This window comes from Marinobacterium sp. xm-a-152, from assembly GCF_013282965.1.
GTDB lineage: Bacteria > Pseudomonadota > Gammaproteobacteria > Pseudomonadales > Balneatricaceae > Marinobacterium_E.
Genome location: NZ_WBYI01000002.1, coordinates 212,663 through 227,554 on the forward strand (window position 1 = coordinate 212,663; position 14,892 = coordinate 227,554).

General features: G+C 50.0%; 20 protein-coding genes. 6 read left to right on the forward strand and 14 right to left on the reverse strand.

Going from position 1 to position 14,892, the window contains the following annotated elements; genetic code table 11:
- The first annotated feature begins 2 nt into the window (after positions 1–2).
- Complete coding sequence (locus XMA152_RS02600; RefSeq protein ID WP_173481897.1) at positions 3–935, forward strand: SPFH domain-containing protein; 933 nt, start codon at positions 3–5, stop codon at positions 933–935.
- A complete protein-coding gene (locus XMA152_RS02605; RefSeq protein ID WP_173481896.1) occupies positions 935–1,207 on the forward strand; it encodes a hypothetical protein in 273 nt (90 codons plus the stop codon). The genes XMA152_RS02600 and XMA152_RS02605 overlap by 1 nt, the downstream gene beginning before the upstream one ends.
- Before the next feature lie 95 nt (positions 1,208–1,302).
- On the opposite strand, the gene XMA152_RS02610 is transcribed toward XMA152_RS02605, so the two are convergent.
- The 10 genes from XMA152_RS02610 to ftsY form a co-directional block, all read right to left on the reverse strand.
- On the reverse strand, positions 1,303–1,488 hold the full coding sequence (locus XMA152_RS02610) for a CPXCG motif-containing cysteine-rich protein (RefSeq protein WP_173481895.1): 186 nt from the start codon (positions 1,486–1,488) through the stop codon (positions 1,303–1,305).
- 65 nt (positions 1,489–1,553) lie between these two features.
- Positions 1,554–1,841, reverse strand: coding sequence for a hypothetical protein (locus tag XMA152_RS02615; protein WP_173482618.1), 288 nt, complete (start codon positions 1,839–1,841; stop codon positions 1,554–1,556).
- 38 nt (positions 1,842–1,879) lie between these two features.
- Complete coding sequence (locus XMA152_RS02620; protein WP_173481893.1) at positions 1,880–2,128, reverse strand: RNA-binding protein; 249 nt, start codon at positions 2,126–2,128, stop codon at positions 1,880–1,882.
- Between the two features lie 16 nt (positions 2,129–2,144).
- Positions 2,145–2,360: a VF530 family DNA-binding protein gene (locus XMA152_RS02625; protein ID WP_173481892.1), complete on the reverse strand. Its 216-nt coding sequence runs from the start codon at positions 2,358–2,360 to the stop codon at positions 2,145–2,147.
- A 1-nt stretch (position 2,361) separates the two neighbouring features.
- Positions 2,362–3,060 carry a tRNA (guanosine(46)-N7)-methyltransferase TrmB gene (gene trmB, locus XMA152_RS02630; protein WP_173482619.1) on the reverse strand — a complete coding sequence of 233 codons (699 nt, stop codon included), beginning with the start codon at positions 3,058–3,060 and terminating at the stop codon, positions 2,362–2,364.
- On the reverse strand, positions 3,057–3,440 hold the full coding sequence (locus XMA152_RS02635; protein ID WP_173482620.1) for a DUF423 domain-containing protein: 384 nt from the start codon (positions 3,438–3,440) through the stop codon (positions 3,057–3,059). The genes trmB and XMA152_RS02635 overlap by 4 nt, the downstream gene beginning before the upstream one ends.
- A 72-nt stretch (positions 3,441–3,512) precedes the next feature.
- On the reverse strand, positions 3,513–4,373 hold the full coding sequence (gene rpoH / locus XMA152_RS02640; protein ID WP_173482621.1) for an RNA polymerase sigma factor RpoH: 861 nt from the start codon (positions 4,371–4,373) through the stop codon (positions 3,513–3,515).
- A gap of 171 nt (positions 4,374–4,544) precedes the next feature.
- The gene (gene ftsX, locus XMA152_RS02645; protein WP_173482622.1) at positions 4,545–5,522 is read right to left on the reverse strand and encodes a permease-like cell division protein FtsX; all 978 of its coding nucleotides are present in this window, start codon (positions 5,520–5,522) and stop codon (positions 4,545–4,547) included.
- Complete coding sequence (ftsE, locus tag XMA152_RS02650; RefSeq protein ID WP_173481887.1) at positions 5,512–6,177, reverse strand: cell division ATP-binding protein FtsE; 666 nt, start codon at positions 6,175–6,177, stop codon at positions 5,512–5,514. Before ftsE ends, ftsX begins: the two co-directional genes overlap by 11 nt.
- 5 nt (positions 6,178–6,182) lie before the next feature.
- The gene (ftsY, locus tag XMA152_RS02655; protein ID WP_371813276.1) at positions 6,183–7,406 is read right to left on the reverse strand and encodes a signal recognition particle-docking protein FtsY; all 1,224 of its coding nucleotides are present in this window, start codon (positions 7,404–7,406) and stop codon (positions 6,183–6,185) included.
- A 247-nt stretch (positions 7,407–7,653) separates the two neighbouring features.
- On the opposite strand from ftsY, the gene rsmD reads away from it, so the two are divergent.
- The 3 genes from rsmD (at position 7,654) to XMA152_RS02670 (ending at position 9,147) form a co-directional block, all read left to right on the forward strand.
- Positions 7,654–8,265 (forward strand): 16S rRNA (guanine(966)-N(2))-methyltransferase RsmD, encoded by a 612-nt coding sequence (gene rsmD / locus XMA152_RS02660; RefSeq protein WP_173481886.1) that lies wholly within the window; start codon positions 7,654–7,656, stop codon positions 8,263–8,265.
- A 124-nt stretch (positions 8,266–8,389) separates the two neighbouring features.
- A complete protein-coding gene (gene coaD / locus XMA152_RS02665) occupies positions 8,390–8,869 on the forward strand; it encodes a pantetheine-phosphate adenylyltransferase (protein ID WP_173481885.1) in 480 nt (159 codons plus the stop codon).
- A gap of 32 nt (positions 8,870–8,901) precedes the next feature.
- Positions 8,902–9,147, forward strand: coding sequence for a YfhL family 4Fe-4S dicluster ferredoxin (locus tag XMA152_RS02670; protein ID WP_173481884.1), 246 nt, complete (start codon positions 8,902–8,904; stop codon positions 9,145–9,147).
- A 58-nt stretch (positions 9,148–9,205) separates the two neighbouring features.
- On the opposite strand, the gene XMA152_RS02675 is transcribed toward XMA152_RS02670, so the two are convergent.
- From XMA152_RS02675 to XMA152_RS02685, 3 genes are read right to left on the reverse strand one after another with little or no spacing between them, the layout of a single operon-like run.
- A complete protein-coding gene (locus XMA152_RS02675) occupies positions 9,206–9,742 on the reverse strand; it encodes a DUF501 domain-containing protein (RefSeq protein ID WP_254442848.1) in 537 nt (178 codons plus the stop codon).
- Complete coding sequence (gene recG, locus XMA152_RS02680; protein WP_173482623.1) at positions 9,717–11,792, reverse strand: ATP-dependent DNA helicase RecG; 2,076 nt, start codon at positions 11,790–11,792, stop codon at positions 9,717–9,719. The genes XMA152_RS02675 and recG overlap by 26 nt, the downstream gene beginning before the upstream one ends.
- A 6-nt stretch (positions 11,793–11,798) precedes the next feature.
- A complete protein-coding gene (locus tag XMA152_RS02685; protein ID WP_173482624.1) occupies positions 11,799–12,701 on the reverse strand; it encodes a hydrogen peroxide-inducible genes activator in 903 nt (300 codons plus the stop codon).
- A 46-nt stretch (positions 12,702–12,747) separates the two neighbouring features.
- On the opposite strand from XMA152_RS02685, the gene XMA152_RS02690 reads away from it, so the two are divergent.
- On the forward strand, positions 12,748–13,602 hold the full coding sequence (locus XMA152_RS02690) for an NAD-dependent epimerase/dehydratase family protein (RefSeq protein WP_173482625.1): 855 nt from the start codon (positions 12,748–12,750) through the stop codon (positions 13,600–13,602).
- Positions 13,603–13,608: 6 nt separating this feature from the next.
- On the opposite strand, the gene hemB is transcribed toward XMA152_RS02690, so the two are convergent.
- Complete coding sequence (gene hemB, locus XMA152_RS02695; RefSeq protein WP_371731467.1) at positions 13,609–14,625, reverse strand: porphobilinogen synthase; 1,017 nt, start codon at positions 14,623–14,625, stop codon at positions 13,609–13,611.
- Positions 14,626–14,892: the final 267 nt, after the last annotated feature.

A 14,892-nucleotide genomic window follows, 5' to 3' on the forward strand; every position in this document is an offset into this window, starting at 1 on the left:
CAATGAACGGTGAATTCCTTAGTGGCGGCATGATCGTCACCTTAGCTTTTGCAATCTTCTTCCTCGTACTCGCCTGGTCTGCCGTTAAGGTTGTTCCACAGTCACAGGTATTTGTCGTTGAACGTTTTGGTAAGTTCTCCAAAACCCTGAACGCAGGGATCAACTTTATTGTCCCTATGATCGACCAAGTGCGTCACCGCATCTCTATACTTGAACGCCAGCTACCGGCCTTTGAGATCAGCGTCATTACCAAAGATAACGTTGAAGTGATCCTAGAGGCGACCAACTTCTACCGTATTACCGATGCGGCCCGCTCGGTCTACCGTATTCAGAACATCGATCAAGCCATTCAGACGACAGCCGAGTCGATTGTTCGCTCTGCAGCGGGCAAGCTGGACCTTGATGAGCTGCAATCATCACGCGCTCAGATGAACGAAGAGATCCTGACCAATCTGCAAAAAGCAGCTGAAGTCTGGGGAATTGAGATTACTCGTACTGAGATCACCGATGTTCAAGTGGATGAGCAGACCAAAGAGGCGCAACGTCAGCAACTCAATGCAGAACGTCAGCGTCGGGCACAGGTTGCGCAGGCAGAAGGCCAAAAACGCTCTGTGGAGCTGAATGCAGAGGCACAACTCTACGAAGCACAAAAGCAAGCTGAAGCGGTAAGAGTCGCGGCCGATGCAGATGCCTATGCGATAAAAGTGAAAGCCGAAGCGACCGCCGAGCAGACGCGCATGATAGCCGATGCTATTAATAACGGCGGGCAATCGGCGATCAACTTCGATATTCTACAGAAACAGGTTGCAGCACTGTCTGAGGTTGCAGCAGCTGATAACAGCAAAACAGTGATCATGCCGACAGACATCACTAAAGCAATTGGCTCATTAGAGCTATTAGCACAGACCGTTGGCGACGGATTAAAGAGTAAATGATGGATTTTTTTACAAACGGAAACGGCTGGCTGATTCTTGGATTGGGGCTCATCATCATTGAGATGGTGTTGAACCTCGCTTACATCTCTATCAGCTTCGGTATCGGGTCAATCCTAACGGGCCTATTGATTAAGTTGAATCTGATCCCGACCCTATTGGATTCTGGCGTAATCGATGAGCTACTGATCGTCGGTATTATCTCAGTGATCACGCTGATTGCTCTGCGCGCACTGTTCAATAAAAAGAGTGATCAGGATATCAACCAGTACTGATCTATCGCCTCATCCTCGATAAGGCTCCAACCCAGTGTTGGAGCTCTGTCGGCGCACTGTTGGAGCGGTCTTACAAAGGCCGCGAATAAGACTGATCAGAAATCATCTTCTGAGTGCGGTGTAATGTAATAATCGCCATACCCATCCACTGAGACAGAAAAGTGGATGGGGTGGCAACAGACCGTACAATCACAGACAAACATCTCAGCCTCATCGGGCTCGTAGACAATCTCGATCATCTCCCAACAATAGGGACACTGTACATTTTGACTGGGCAGCATGGGCGATCTCAGCTTAAAGAGTTAACTTCTATAAGTGAGCTTTAACCCGTTGGATCACCCAATGACTACTCGGAATCTTTACTGCGCTTTTTCGCAAAGCTGGCAGAGACGTAGTAGATCAGCAGCAGAAAGGCGCCAATACCGTACTGAAGCAGGGACACATCAAAGCGTGGCGGACCGCCGTTAGCAATGGCGTAACCCCCAGCAATTGAGGCCAGCATCCAAGCTAATGGTAGCGAGAAGAGCTCTTTTTGCGGCGAGCTCTTTTTCTTAAACAGCAGATTACCAATTAACCATACCAACACCCACACACCAATTAACGAAGAGAGTATTGAGAGGAGTATTGCTGTCATATCGGCTCCTTAATTAAGTTGAGAAGTGACTCGAGCGATCAGTCCGCTCTCTCTTCCGCTTTTTTTACACGAATCATATTACGGCCAACCAGTGTGTGGTTTAGATTTTTAACCGCCGCTTTCGCTTCACCTGGCTTAGGCATTTCAACAAACCCAAAGCCCTTCGATGAGCCCGTTTTCTCGTCCATCACCAAGGTGCAGTACTGAACGCTACCGTAACCTTCAAAGAGCTCTTTAATCTCAGCTTCTGTGGTTGAACGATCCAAATTACGGACTAACAATTTCATAATTAACTCTCTCTATTCAGCAGAAGGTATCAATGTAGAGCTGCTCTACCTTATCGCGAGCCCACTGCTGTTTGCGTAAAAATTTTAGGGATGACTTAACGGATGGATCGATCTGAAAGCAGTTAATATCGATCCGCTCGCCCAACTCATCCCAGCCGTAATGATCCACAAGACGCTCGACAACATCAGCCAACTTAACGCCGTGCAGTGGATTATTCGGTTGATTGTCCATCTTAGTTGACGCGCTCGAACATCAGATCCCAAACACCGTGACCTAGCTTTTCACCCCGTTTTTGGAACTTAGTCACAGGGCGGAAGTCTGGCTGTGGCGAAAACTGACCTTCGCCCATCTGGTTTTGATAGCCCTCTGCCGCACTCATCACTTCCATCATATGCTCTGAGTAGGGCTCCCAGTCAGTCGCCATATGGAAGACACCGCCAATCGCCAGCTTTTGACGAATGGTTTGAGCAAATTCAGGTTGTACAATGCGGCGTTTATTGTGCTTCTTCTTATGCCAAGGGTCTGGGAAGAAGAGCTGCACACCCGCCAAAGAGCCATCCGGTATGCACTGTGCCAGTACCTCGATCGCATCTTCACAATAGACGCGAATATTGTCGACCCCTTCGGCACGTGCATCAGCTAACAAACGACCAACACCGGGAGGATGCACTTCGATTCCAATAAAGCCCTTCTCAGGTGAGCGGCGCGCCATCTCTACCAGCGACGCGCCCATACCAAAACCGATCTCTAGAGTGACGGGGCGATCATCGCCAAACAGAGTTTTAAAGTCGACCATGCCATCTTCAAGTTCTAGCCCATACAGAGGCCAGTTCTCTTTCATTGCACGCTCTTGCCCTTCTGTCATGCGTCCAGCGCGTACGACAAAACTTCTAATCGTACGGTGTGGGCGCTGCTGTTCTGTGTCACTCATTGTTCTATCCGTAAGGTTCGTAACGACCAGGCAAACAGTGCCCAGCCAATAATCATTAATATACCACCGATGGGGGTGATCGCTCCTAACCAACCAGTATCAGTTGCGATTAGCAGATAGAGGCTGCCACTGAAGATCAACGTCCCTGCCAACAGCGAATACCCAGCAAGGCGCCAGCTTTTACTATTGAGTTTAAAACCGGTAATACCGACCACCATCAAACCTAGAGCCTGCCAAAACTGGTAATCCACAGCGGTGCTGAAGGTTTCAAAGCGAGCAGCTGACAGGGTGCTTTTCAGTAAATGGGCACCAAAAGCGCCAAAAATCACCGAAAACATCGCTAAAAGCGCACCAATCATCAAAAAACGTTTCGCGTGCATCATCACCTCATTTGGGCCGCAAGCATACACAAAAAAAGCCGCTAATGCGGCTTTTTCACAAACTTTCATCCGTTAGATAACGACTAAAGCGTTTTTAATTTTCTTCATCGCGTTCTTTTCAAGCTGACGGATACGCTCTGCAGAGACCTCATACTTAGCGGCCAACTCGTGCAGCGTTGCTTTTTCATCAAGCAACCAACGCTGTGCCAAGATATCTCGACTGCGCTCGTCCAACTGGCCCATCGCTGCGGCTAACTGGCGGTTAGAATTATCTTCCCAATCCTGCTCTTCAAGTAGCTCGGCTGGATCGGCAGACTTGTCTTCCAAGAACAGTGCCGGTGCAACAGGCGCACTCTCTTCAGAATCATCAGCAGCAGGCGCATCAAAGGCCATGTCAGTGGCGGCCATGCGACCCTCCATCTGACGCACTACTGCAGCATCAACGCCTAGATCTTCTGCGATCGCTTCAACTTCATCATTGTTCATCCAACCTAGGCTCTTCTTCTGTGAGCGTAGGTTAAAGAACAGCTTACGCTGAGCTTTGGTCGTCGCAACTTTAACAATACGCCAGTTGCGAAGAATGAATTCGTGCATTTCGGCTTTGATCCAGTGAACGGCAAAGCTCACTAGACGAACACCAACGGTTGGATCAAAACGCTTAACCGCTTTCATCAAACCAACGTTACCCTCTTGGATCAAATCACCGAGAGGAAGGCCGTAGCCTTTGTAGCTGCGCGCAATGTGCACAACAAAGCGCAGATGTGACATAACCAACTGGCGAGCCGCATCAAGGTCTTGCTCAAAATGCAGACGCTCGGCAAGCTCCCGTTCTTCCTCTGGAGTGAGGATAGGGATAGTGCTGACATTCTGAACGTAAGCGTCAAGATCGCGCCCCGGAGTCAGATGTTCAACTAATTGCAAGCTAGTGCCCATTTCTCTTTAAACCTCAAAAACTTTCGTTTTTTACACTGTTTTAAATCGTTTTAACTGTCTAGTTAGACCCAGTTTTGACAAAAAAGTTCATTAGGAATTACTAATATTTACCAACACTGGACCCAAAAAGATACCAGAGTGACAGATAAACGCAAATCCGGCTAAATCCGATCAATCAGAGCCTTGATTTAACTGCCCCATCTGTCTGGATACAGCAATGAATGCCCCTATCCATCCTAGTATAGTCCCGCCCACTAACAGCGCCATGATTAATGACAAATCAGGTCCCTGAAGATCAAAACGACCAATATAGAGCTCTGTTAACTCAGCCAATGGCGCTTCGACAAGTGCCAGTGAGAAGTAAACCAATACTAGGCTCAACAGTGCACCAAAGTGTCCGTACAGCAGTCCTGCATAGAGGAATGGGCGTCTCACCCAAGCAGCGGTAGCGCCTATCAACAAACTGACCTCAATCTCCTCTTGGCGACTGCTGATCATGGTACGAATGGTGTTAGCGATCACCAGAAGCACGGTCATACCCAATAACAGCGCCAGCACAAAACTGATGCTGGAGAATGAGCCTAAAATCACTTCGAGACGCTCTAACCACTCTACGTCTAACTCGGCGACATCCACCTCTGGCAAGGCTGCCATGCTTTCACGCAGTGCTTTCATGGTCGCAGGATCTTGATCACGCGGCGTCGCGAGCACAACCGCTGGGAGTGGATTCTCATCCAATAGGTTGATCAGCTCACCCAGTTCAGAGTGGCTTTTAAACTCGCTGGCACCTACATCGCTACTGATCAATTCAACCGAAAGTAGATCATCACGCAGCAGGAGTGAACGGCTGAATCGATCTAACTCGTCGGCTTTGAGTTCTGGGCTTAAATAGAGTGCAAGCTGAGGCTCAAAGTCAGTACCCGGTGTCAGCTGTTTCAAATTACCCAACAGCGAATACATAAAGGTTGGCACAGCGAGTACAACCGCCAATAGCAGCAGTGTCACCAGCGTCGACAGTCGATTATGTAGAAGACGCTTAACGGCATCGGCACTCTCTAGACGGTGCTGTACCGCCCAGTGTTTAACGCGTTGCCAACGGCTGACGCTGATATCAGAGGCGCCGCGTGATCGAGTCTCACTACTGGACATGACGCAGTCGCCCCTTATCTAAAATCAGCACTCTATGACGCATTCGCTTGATCAACGCCACATCATGGGTCGCGATCAAGACGGTCGTTCCAATGCGGTTGAACTGCTCGAATAGACTCATGATGTCGAGAGAGAGTCTAGGGTCGAGGTTACCGGTCGGCTCGTCGGCAATCAGCACCCTAGGCTTATGAACAATGGCACGCGCAATACCGATACGCTGCTGCTCGCCACTCGATAACGCCTGTGGGAGCTTCTGCTCTGACTCCAACAGTCCTACTCGATCGAGTGCCGCGCGTACGCGACGACCAATATCCTCTTCGTTATAGCCTGCGATACGCAGTGGAAGTGCAATGTTCTGGTAAACAGTGCGATCTTCTAACAGACGATGATTCTGGTAGACCACACCCAGGGTTCGGCGATATTGCGGAATCTCGCTGCGAGACAATTCAGATAGATTTTGATCACCGACCCACACATCACCACGGCTAGGTTGCTCAACGCGCGTCAGCAGTTTTAACAGGGTACTCTTCCCTGCTCCCGAGTGGCCTGTCAAAAAGGCCATCTCGCCCGACTCCAATGTAAAGTCGACAGACCTTAGGGCCTCTTGACCAGAGTCATAGCGCTTACTGACGTTAGTGAATTGAATAGCCGCCATAGGAGTTAGTCGAACAACGCCTCAACAAAAGCTTTCGCTTCAAAAGGACGTAGGTCATCAGCTTGCTCACCGACACCGATGAATCGAATAGGCAGACCAAACTGTTTGGCGATGGCAAAGATAATACCGCCCTTCGCTGTGCCATCGAGTTTCGTTAGGGTAATGCCCGTCACGCCCACCGCCTCTTTGAACTCTTTAGCCTGGCTGATGGCGTTCTGACCCGTACCCGCGTCGAGTACCAACATCACTTCATGTGGCGCCGAAGGATCTAACTTCTGCATCACACGAACAACCTTCTGTAACTCTTGCATCAGGTTATCTTTGTTCTGCAAACGACCCGCTGTATCTGCAATCAATACATCAACGTTTTTCGCTTTAGCTGACTCAAGCGCATCAAATAGAACAGAGGCTGAGTCTGCACCGGTATGTTGAGCAACCACTGGGACGTTATTTCGCTCACCCCAAACCTGAAGCTGTTCAACCGCCGCGGCACGGAAGGTATCACCCGCCGCTAACATCACCGACTTACCTTCACCCTGATACTTCTTGGCCAGTTTACCGATGGTCGTTGTTTTACCGACACCGTTAACACCCACCATCAGAATCACCATTGGGGATTTGTCACTCTGTAATTCAAGCGGTTGATCAACGGGTTCTAATAGCTCGGCCAGCTCCTGTTTCAGAGCCGCCTGCAGAGCGTCGCCATCCGAGAGCTGTTTACGCTCTACACGATCGGTTAAACGTTCGATAATCTCTGTCGTTGCCTCAACGCCAATATCGGCCATCAGCAACAAGGTCTCGATCTCTTCCATAAGATCTTCATCGATCTCAGGGTTACCGGCGAAGAGGGTTGTAATCTGCTCAGTCAGGCCGGCTTTCGTGCGACTTAGACCGGATTTAACACGATCGAAGAAGCTTTTTGTTGGCTCTGGCTCTGGCTCTGGCTCTGGCTCTGGCTCTGGCTCTGGCTCTGGCTCTGGCTCTGGCTCTGCAGGAGTCTGTTCAACCTCCACTTCGGTCTCAACAGCTTCTGGCTCAACCGTCTCTTCTGCAGCTGCTGGCTCAACTACCTCTTCGACTGCGTCTTCAGCAACAGGCGGCTCTTCAACGGGCGCTTCGTCAACCGATGGTGTTTCAACTGGGGCCTCTGTAACGCTCTCTTCAACGCTTTTTTCTGAAGCAGAATCCTGAATAGCCTCAGTTTTATCCCCTTTCAGATAACGCATCATCACAATCAAAATGACGACGGCAAAAGCGGCCGCAACGTAAGGGATAATGGCTGGATCATAGCCGTTATCAAGCATCCAGTTGTAGAGAGATTCCATAGTCTAAACAGTCCTAATCAGAGGGAACTAAACAGTCAAAATATAAGTCCAGAATTCTACCACATCAGACGCTGTGAAAGCCTATCTATTAGCCTAAGCTGAGGTTAAAATTTCTGTTTACCTAAAACTGCTTTGGCAGAGACCTTTTTCAATGAGCCCTAGACGCAACAGAAACAGCAAACCCGCCCCTCATAATCGAGCAAATGACTCGTTCGTTCGCATCATCGGCGGAGATTGGCGCTCACGAAAACTGAGCTTTCCAGAGAGTGAAGGACTTCGCCCAACACCGGATCGGGTTCGAGAAACGCTATTCAACTGGTTACAAGCTTACACACCAGCAGCCAAATGCCTGGATCTGTTTAGCGGCAGCGGTGCGCTGGCGTTTGAAGCGCTGTCGCGCGGTGCAGCTCACGCCACACTGATTGATGCATCGCGCTTGGTCTGCAATTCACTTAAACACAATCTGCAAGAGCTGAAGGCACAAAACGCTGAAGTGCTCGAAACAGACGCTACTCAATGGCTCCTGCAGCAAGCGAGCCGTGAATTTCGATACGACCTGGTCTTCTTAGACCCCCCCTTCAACAAAGACTTAGTTTCAGGCATCTGTCAGCTACTTGAGGAAAATCAAGTTCTTGCAGATGGATCGATGATATATATAGAGACTGAGAGATCGCTAAGTACCCTATTAGTTCCAGATAACTGGCAACTGTATCGCGACAAACAGGCAGGTGACGTCAGCTACCGCTTGTATAAAAGAAATTAATTTTAGTTATAGATAAATAATTTAATATATCTATTAATTATTAAAAGTTTCTCCTATAATTTGTCGCCTTGACGCAATTCCGTTACCATCCGCGGGAATATTACCGCTATTAGGAGTAGCTGGGATGAAAAGGGTAGCTTACCCAGGAACGTTTGATCCTATTACGAACGGCCATGTAGATTTGGTGGAGAGAGCCTCCAAACTGTTTGGTCAGATTGTAGTAGCTGTGGCAGAGAGCCCAAAAAAACGTCCCCTGCTGGATTTGGATGTTCGAGTAGAACTTGCACGCGAATCCTTGGCACACCTCGACAACGTAGAAGTGGTTGGCTTTAACAGCCTACTGATCGATCTTTTGAAAGATCATCAATGCGACGTCATTTTACGAGGTTTGCGAGCGGTTTCAGATTTTGAATATGAGTTTCAGCTTGCCAATATGAACCGAAAGTTGGCTCCACAAGCTGAGAGCCTGTTTTTAACACCGGCTGAACACTTGTCGTACATCTCATCGACGCTGATTCGCGAAATCGCGTCATTAGGTGGAGACGTGACAGAGTTTGTTCATCCGGCTGTCGATGCGGCATTGAAACGACATTTTTCTAACTAGTTTAGATTTGAGCCTAGAGTGAGGTAGACACGATGGCACTAATGATTACCGACGAATGCATCAACTGTGATGTGTGTGAACCAGAATGTCCTAACGAGGCGATCAGCCCAGGGGATGAGATCTACGAGATCGAGCCAAGTAAATGTACTGAGTGTGTAGGCCACTACGACACGCCACAGTGTGTTGAGGTTTGTCCGGTTGACTGTATTCCAAAAGATCCTGATCACGTTGAAACTGAAGAGCAACTGATGATCAAGTACGAGAAGCTGGTTGGCTAATCGAACTCAAAGACAAAAAAACGCGACCTTGGGTCGCGTTTTTTTGTGCCTGATTGACCTAAAACTCCGGCGCCAGCTCGTTCATCTGAAACTCTTGATCAAGACGCTGGCCAACCACATTGGGCTCCACCAAGTGGTAGGCGTAGTTCATGTGCAGACAACGAACTTTGTCCCAGTTAGCAATACCGCCAATGCCTACCTCGTTGAACATCTTAGTGAACCCAAGAGTTTCGATTCGCTGTCTGTCCTCCGGACGCATCAGTTCCCAGCGGCGCTCCATGTAGTGTTTCTGCTGCGCCATGTAGGTATCACGAAGCTCTGCATCCTCTTGCAGCTCCTCCTCAAAACGCTTAATCCAGCCCGTCATCTCGACACGACTGATCTCAACACTTAAATCCTTACTGCTCAGCCAATAGAGGGTTGGGAAAGGCTTATCATCGATCAGGCTTCGCATCTGTAACACCAATGGCACACCACTAGGGGTTTGTGCCGCTATCGCCTCGATACCGCGAGGCTCGCGACCGATCTGCTGGCGTACTATTTGAAGCTGTCTCTCTGTTGGTTGCATCTTAAACCTGTGCGTATTGATCAGCATTGAGGATCCATCGATCACACAGCTGACGGGTTAATTCTGTTGATGTCTCTATGCGCTCTGCTGTCTGCTGGACACTGTCGAGCATGTCAGCGTCACGTTGCAGATCGGCGATTCTGAAACTCATCATGCCTGTCTGGCGGGTGCCTAACACCTCACCCGGGCCTCGCAACTCAAGATCACGCTCTGCAATACGGAAACCGTCACTGGTCTCACGCATGATTGCCAAACGGTCGCGACCCTGCTGCGAAAGAGGCGCATGATACATCAAAACACAAAAACTCTCTCGCGACCCTCGACCTACACGGCCGCGTAACTGATGCAACTGTGATAATCCCAGTCGTTCGGGGTTCTCGATGATCATTAAACTCGAATTCGGAACGTCTACGCCGACCTCAATCACCGTCGTAGCCACCAAAAGATCCAACTCATGCGCTTTGAATTGCGCCATCACATCCGCTTTTTCGGCCGGTTTCAGACGACCATGCACCAGACCAATTCTAAGATCGGGCAGAGCCTCGCGCAGCTCTTCGGCAGTCGTTTCGGCTGCCTGACACTGCAGCGCTTCGGACTCCTCTACCAGCGTACAGACCCAATAGGCCTGCAGGCCCTGTTTGCAGTTCTGTTCAACGCGCTCAACCACTCGATCGCGACGACTGTCATCAATCACGACCGTTTGCACTGGCGTTCGGCCCGGTGGTAGCTCATCGATGATGGAGCAGTCCAGGTCAGCGTAAGCACTCATTGCTAGTGTACGAGGGATGGGGGTAGCGGTCATTATGAGCTGATGAGGTATTTTACCGTCATTTCGCCCCTTTTCACGCAAACTTAGCCTCTGATCGACGCCAAATCGATGCTGCTCATCAATCACAACCATCGCCAGATCATGGAAGGCGACCTCATCTTGAAACAGGGCGTGGGTTCCGACAACCACCTGAGCCTCACCACCACTGATCTCAGCTAATGCCGCTTCCCGTGCTTTACCTTTTACCTTACCCGCCAACCACGAGACCTTAATCCCAAGCGGCTCCAGCCAACTTTTAAAGTTGATTAGATGCTGTTCGGCCAGAATTTCTGTCGGAGCCATAACCGCCGCTTGTTTGCCGTTTTCAACCGCTTGTAACGCGGCCAATACAGCAATCATGGTCTTACCTGAGCCCACATCACCCTGCACCAACCGCAACATCGGCAAAGGGCGCCCCATATCACGGGCCACCTCTCGTGCCACACGAAGCTGAGCCTCTGTAAGTGAAAAAGGCAGCCGATCTAGAAACGGCAGCGTGAGTCGACCCGTCGATTTCAGCGCTGGCGCACCTTGCGTCTGCATCTGATGACGTACCACGCGAAGCGATAGGTTATGTGCCAATAACTCTTCGAAAGCTAAGCGTCTCTGCGCTGGATGCTGCCCTTCAAGTAGCGACTCCAAATCCACACCAACAGGAGGCTGGTGAAGAAAGCGCACGGCATCGGTTAGTGAGGGGTAATGGTTGCGCGCTAGCTCAGAGTCCGGCAGCAACTCATCTAAGGGTTCAGAACCCAAAGCGGAGAGTGCCTGCCCTACCAGGCTTCTAAGGCGCGGTTGAGTCAAACCTTCAGTCAATGGATAGATTGGGGTCAGCGTCTCTTCCAACTGATCAAAGCCATCGCCCTTCATCAGCTTGTACTCGGGATGAATCAGTTCTAAACCATTTGCACCAGGGCGCACCTCGCCAAAACAGCGAATATCCGCATTGATCAAGCCGCTCTTTTGCGCAGCGCTGAAGTGGAAAAAACGCAGAGTTAGGGTACCAGTGCCATCCTGAATACGGCAGACCAGGCTTCGGCGGCGCCCCATCACGATGTCACACGCGATTACACGCGCCTCAACCACCACCTCATCACCGGGGCGCATCGCTCCTATCGCAGTGATGCGCGTTCGATCTTGGTAGCGCAACGGCAAGTGAAACAGCAGATCCTGAAAGTTATGAATACCTAGCTTGCAAAGTTTGGACGCTAGCGCAGCGCCAACACCCTTTAGCTCAGTGACCTTTCGATGGGCTACCTGAGAAGACACGGCCAGTTAACTATCCAACGCTCGGCACTTAGCGATGGCATCAACCAACACATCAATCGCCTGTGGACGAGGGAAGCTGGCACGCCAAGCAACAGCAACCGATCGCATCGGTTTGGGATCATTGAACGGCACAATATCAACCAACGCATTGGAGGGGTGGTTCGCTAAAGCCGACTCTGGTAACACGCTGGTTCCTAAGCCAGAGGCGACCATCATACGAATGGTCTCTAGTGAACTGCCTTCAGTGACTCTGTGTTGATCATGGAACGACTGATTCAAGCTTGGGCATGCCTCTAGTACCTGATCCCTGAAACAGTGCCCCTCACCTAGCAGCAGCATATCCAGCTCGTTCAACTTCTGAGAGTCCACTGAGCCCGCTTTGCTCAGCTCATGCCCTTTTGGAGTAATTAAACTGAAGGTCTCATCATAAACCGCCCGAGTCAGCACATCGGGCTCATGGAAAGGCAACGCGATGATGATCGCATCCAACTCACCAGTGCGTATTTTGCTTCGAAGAACTTCGGTCAAATTCTCCTCGATGTAGAGAGGCATTTGCGGTGCAATCTGCTGAACTTCGGGAATTAGACGAGGGAAAAGGTAGGGACCGATGGTGTAAATCGCACCCACACGTAACGGGGTAGCCAGCTGATCTTTACCTTCACGGGAGAGCTCTTTAATCGCTTCAGCCTGCTCTAATACGCGCTGTGCTTGACGCACTACTTTGTCACCTATGGGCGTCACGCGTACGGCGTTTTTACTGCGTTCAAACAACGCGACACCGAGCTCATCTTCCAGCTTTTTAACGGCGATAGAGAGCGTCGGCTGACTGACAAAGCATTTTTCGGCGGCATGGCCGAAGTGCTGTTCACGAGCTAGCGTGACGATGTAGCGAAGTTCTGTAAGCGTCATTTTCGATCCTCTGGTAATCTTTAACGACTAAAGGGAGAACACTACCGTGTCGAAACGTTTTCTAATCATTGGCTGTGGTGACTTGGGCAATACCATTGCAACCAAGCTCATCAGTCAACAACATAAGGTCTATGGTCTTAGACGTAATATAGACCAGCTATCGGAAGGCGTACAACCAATAGCGTGCGACTTTTATGAAATTGAAAATCTCCCGCCCCTTCCAGAAGTCGATTACGTCATCTTCTCGGCCGCCGCAAAATCACGCGATATTGAGCACTACCGACAGATATACGTCGATGCCCCGGCTGCCATATTAAAAGCACTGCCAACTGCACCGATACGCTCTTTTGTGGTTAGCTCAACCGGCGTCTATGCTCAAAACCGTGGTGAGTGGATTGATGAATTCAGCGCTGCTGAACCTAACACGGCGCACTCCGTTCTACTTTTGGAAGGCGAATCACAGTTTAAACAGCGATCAGCTTGCACCCTGATCCGCAGCAGCGGCATATACGGCCCTGGCCGTACCCACCTTCTAAAACGCATCCTCAGTGGAACCATTGCGTTAGAGACGCCGACTCATTTTAGCAATCGTATACACAGTGACGACTTGGCCGATTTTGTTGTGCACTTAATTGGCAAAGCGATCGACCAACAACCACTGAAAGAACTCTATTTAGCCAGCGACGGTCACCCAGCACCGATTCATGAGATTACCAAGTGGCTTGCAGAGCAACTGGGCGTGGCAGCCCATCATCAGGAGCCGATACAGCGTGGCGGGAATAAACGCATCGCTAACAGAGCGATGAGGGAGAGTGGCTTTGTCTGTCGATACCAGGACTACAAAGCCGGATTTGCGCCTCTGCTGGATGATTTCAAATCGCAACAGAGGCAGATCACTTAACAGCGGTTAAGCCTTCGATTTAAGCAGGCGTGCCGCTTTAACGGCAAAGTAGGTCAAGATGCCATCGGCACCTGCTCGTTTGAATGCCAGCAGTGACTCCATCATCACCGACTCCTCATCCAACCAGCCATTTTGAAACGCCGCCATGTGCATCGCATATTCGCCGCTCACTTGGTAAGCATAGGTAGGCACACGTAGCTCAGTTTTCACACGGCGCACGATATCAAGATAGGGCATACCCGGTTTTACCATCACCATATCAGCACCCTCAGCTAGATCGAGAGCAACCTCGTGCAGGGCTTCATCGCTGTTAGCAGGGTCCATCTGGTAGCTGTATTTATTGCCTTTACCCAGGTTACCGGCAGAGCCTACCGCGTCACGGAAAGGACCGTAGTAAGCACTTGCATACTTGGCAGAGTACGCAAGGATGCGAGTATTGACATGACCACCGGCCTCTAGCGCTTCACGGATCGCCTGAATACGGCCATCCATCATATCACTCGGGGCCACCACATCAGCGCCCGCTTCAGCGTGTGAGAGCGCCTGCTTCACCAATACATCAACAGTGATGTCATTGAGTACGTAACCCTCTTCATCGATGATGCCGTCCTGTCCATGGGTAGTAAATGGATCCAACGCAACGTCAGTAATCACACCCAGTTCTGGTAATTTTGCTTTGATCGCTCGCACGGCACGCTGTGCCAAACCCTCTGGATTGAATGCCTCTTCGGCCATTTCAGACTTAGCGGATGCAGGTGTGACTGGGAATAGAGCCACGGCAGGAATACCTAGTTCATAAGCTTCCTGACAGGCATCAACAAGCAGATCAATGCTGAGTCGCTCAACACCCGGCATAGAGGGGACCGTTTCACGCTCACCTTCGCCCTCAATCACAAACATTGGGTAGATCAGATCTTGGGCTGTCAGCTGGTTCTCACGCATCAAATCACGAGAGAAAGTGCTAGCACGCATACGACGCATGCGAGTGAGTGGAAAAATGCGTTGGCTAGGATCGAATGCCACGAGACACCTCATTAGTAGATGATTTTTAACAAGTATAACGCTCAAGATGGCGGCAAGACTAACCCGCCGACCAACAAATCGACACAAAAATGGCTTTGGTTATTTACATATAACTAAATAATATCTAAATAACCTCTTTTTAGCTGTTATGACTATATACAAACCCTATCTCAATCCCTAAAGTACGCACCACGGAATAACTGAGGTCATGGATTGACCCGGTGAGACCAAGGATTGGTTTCAATGGAAGTAAAGCAACACAGGGAC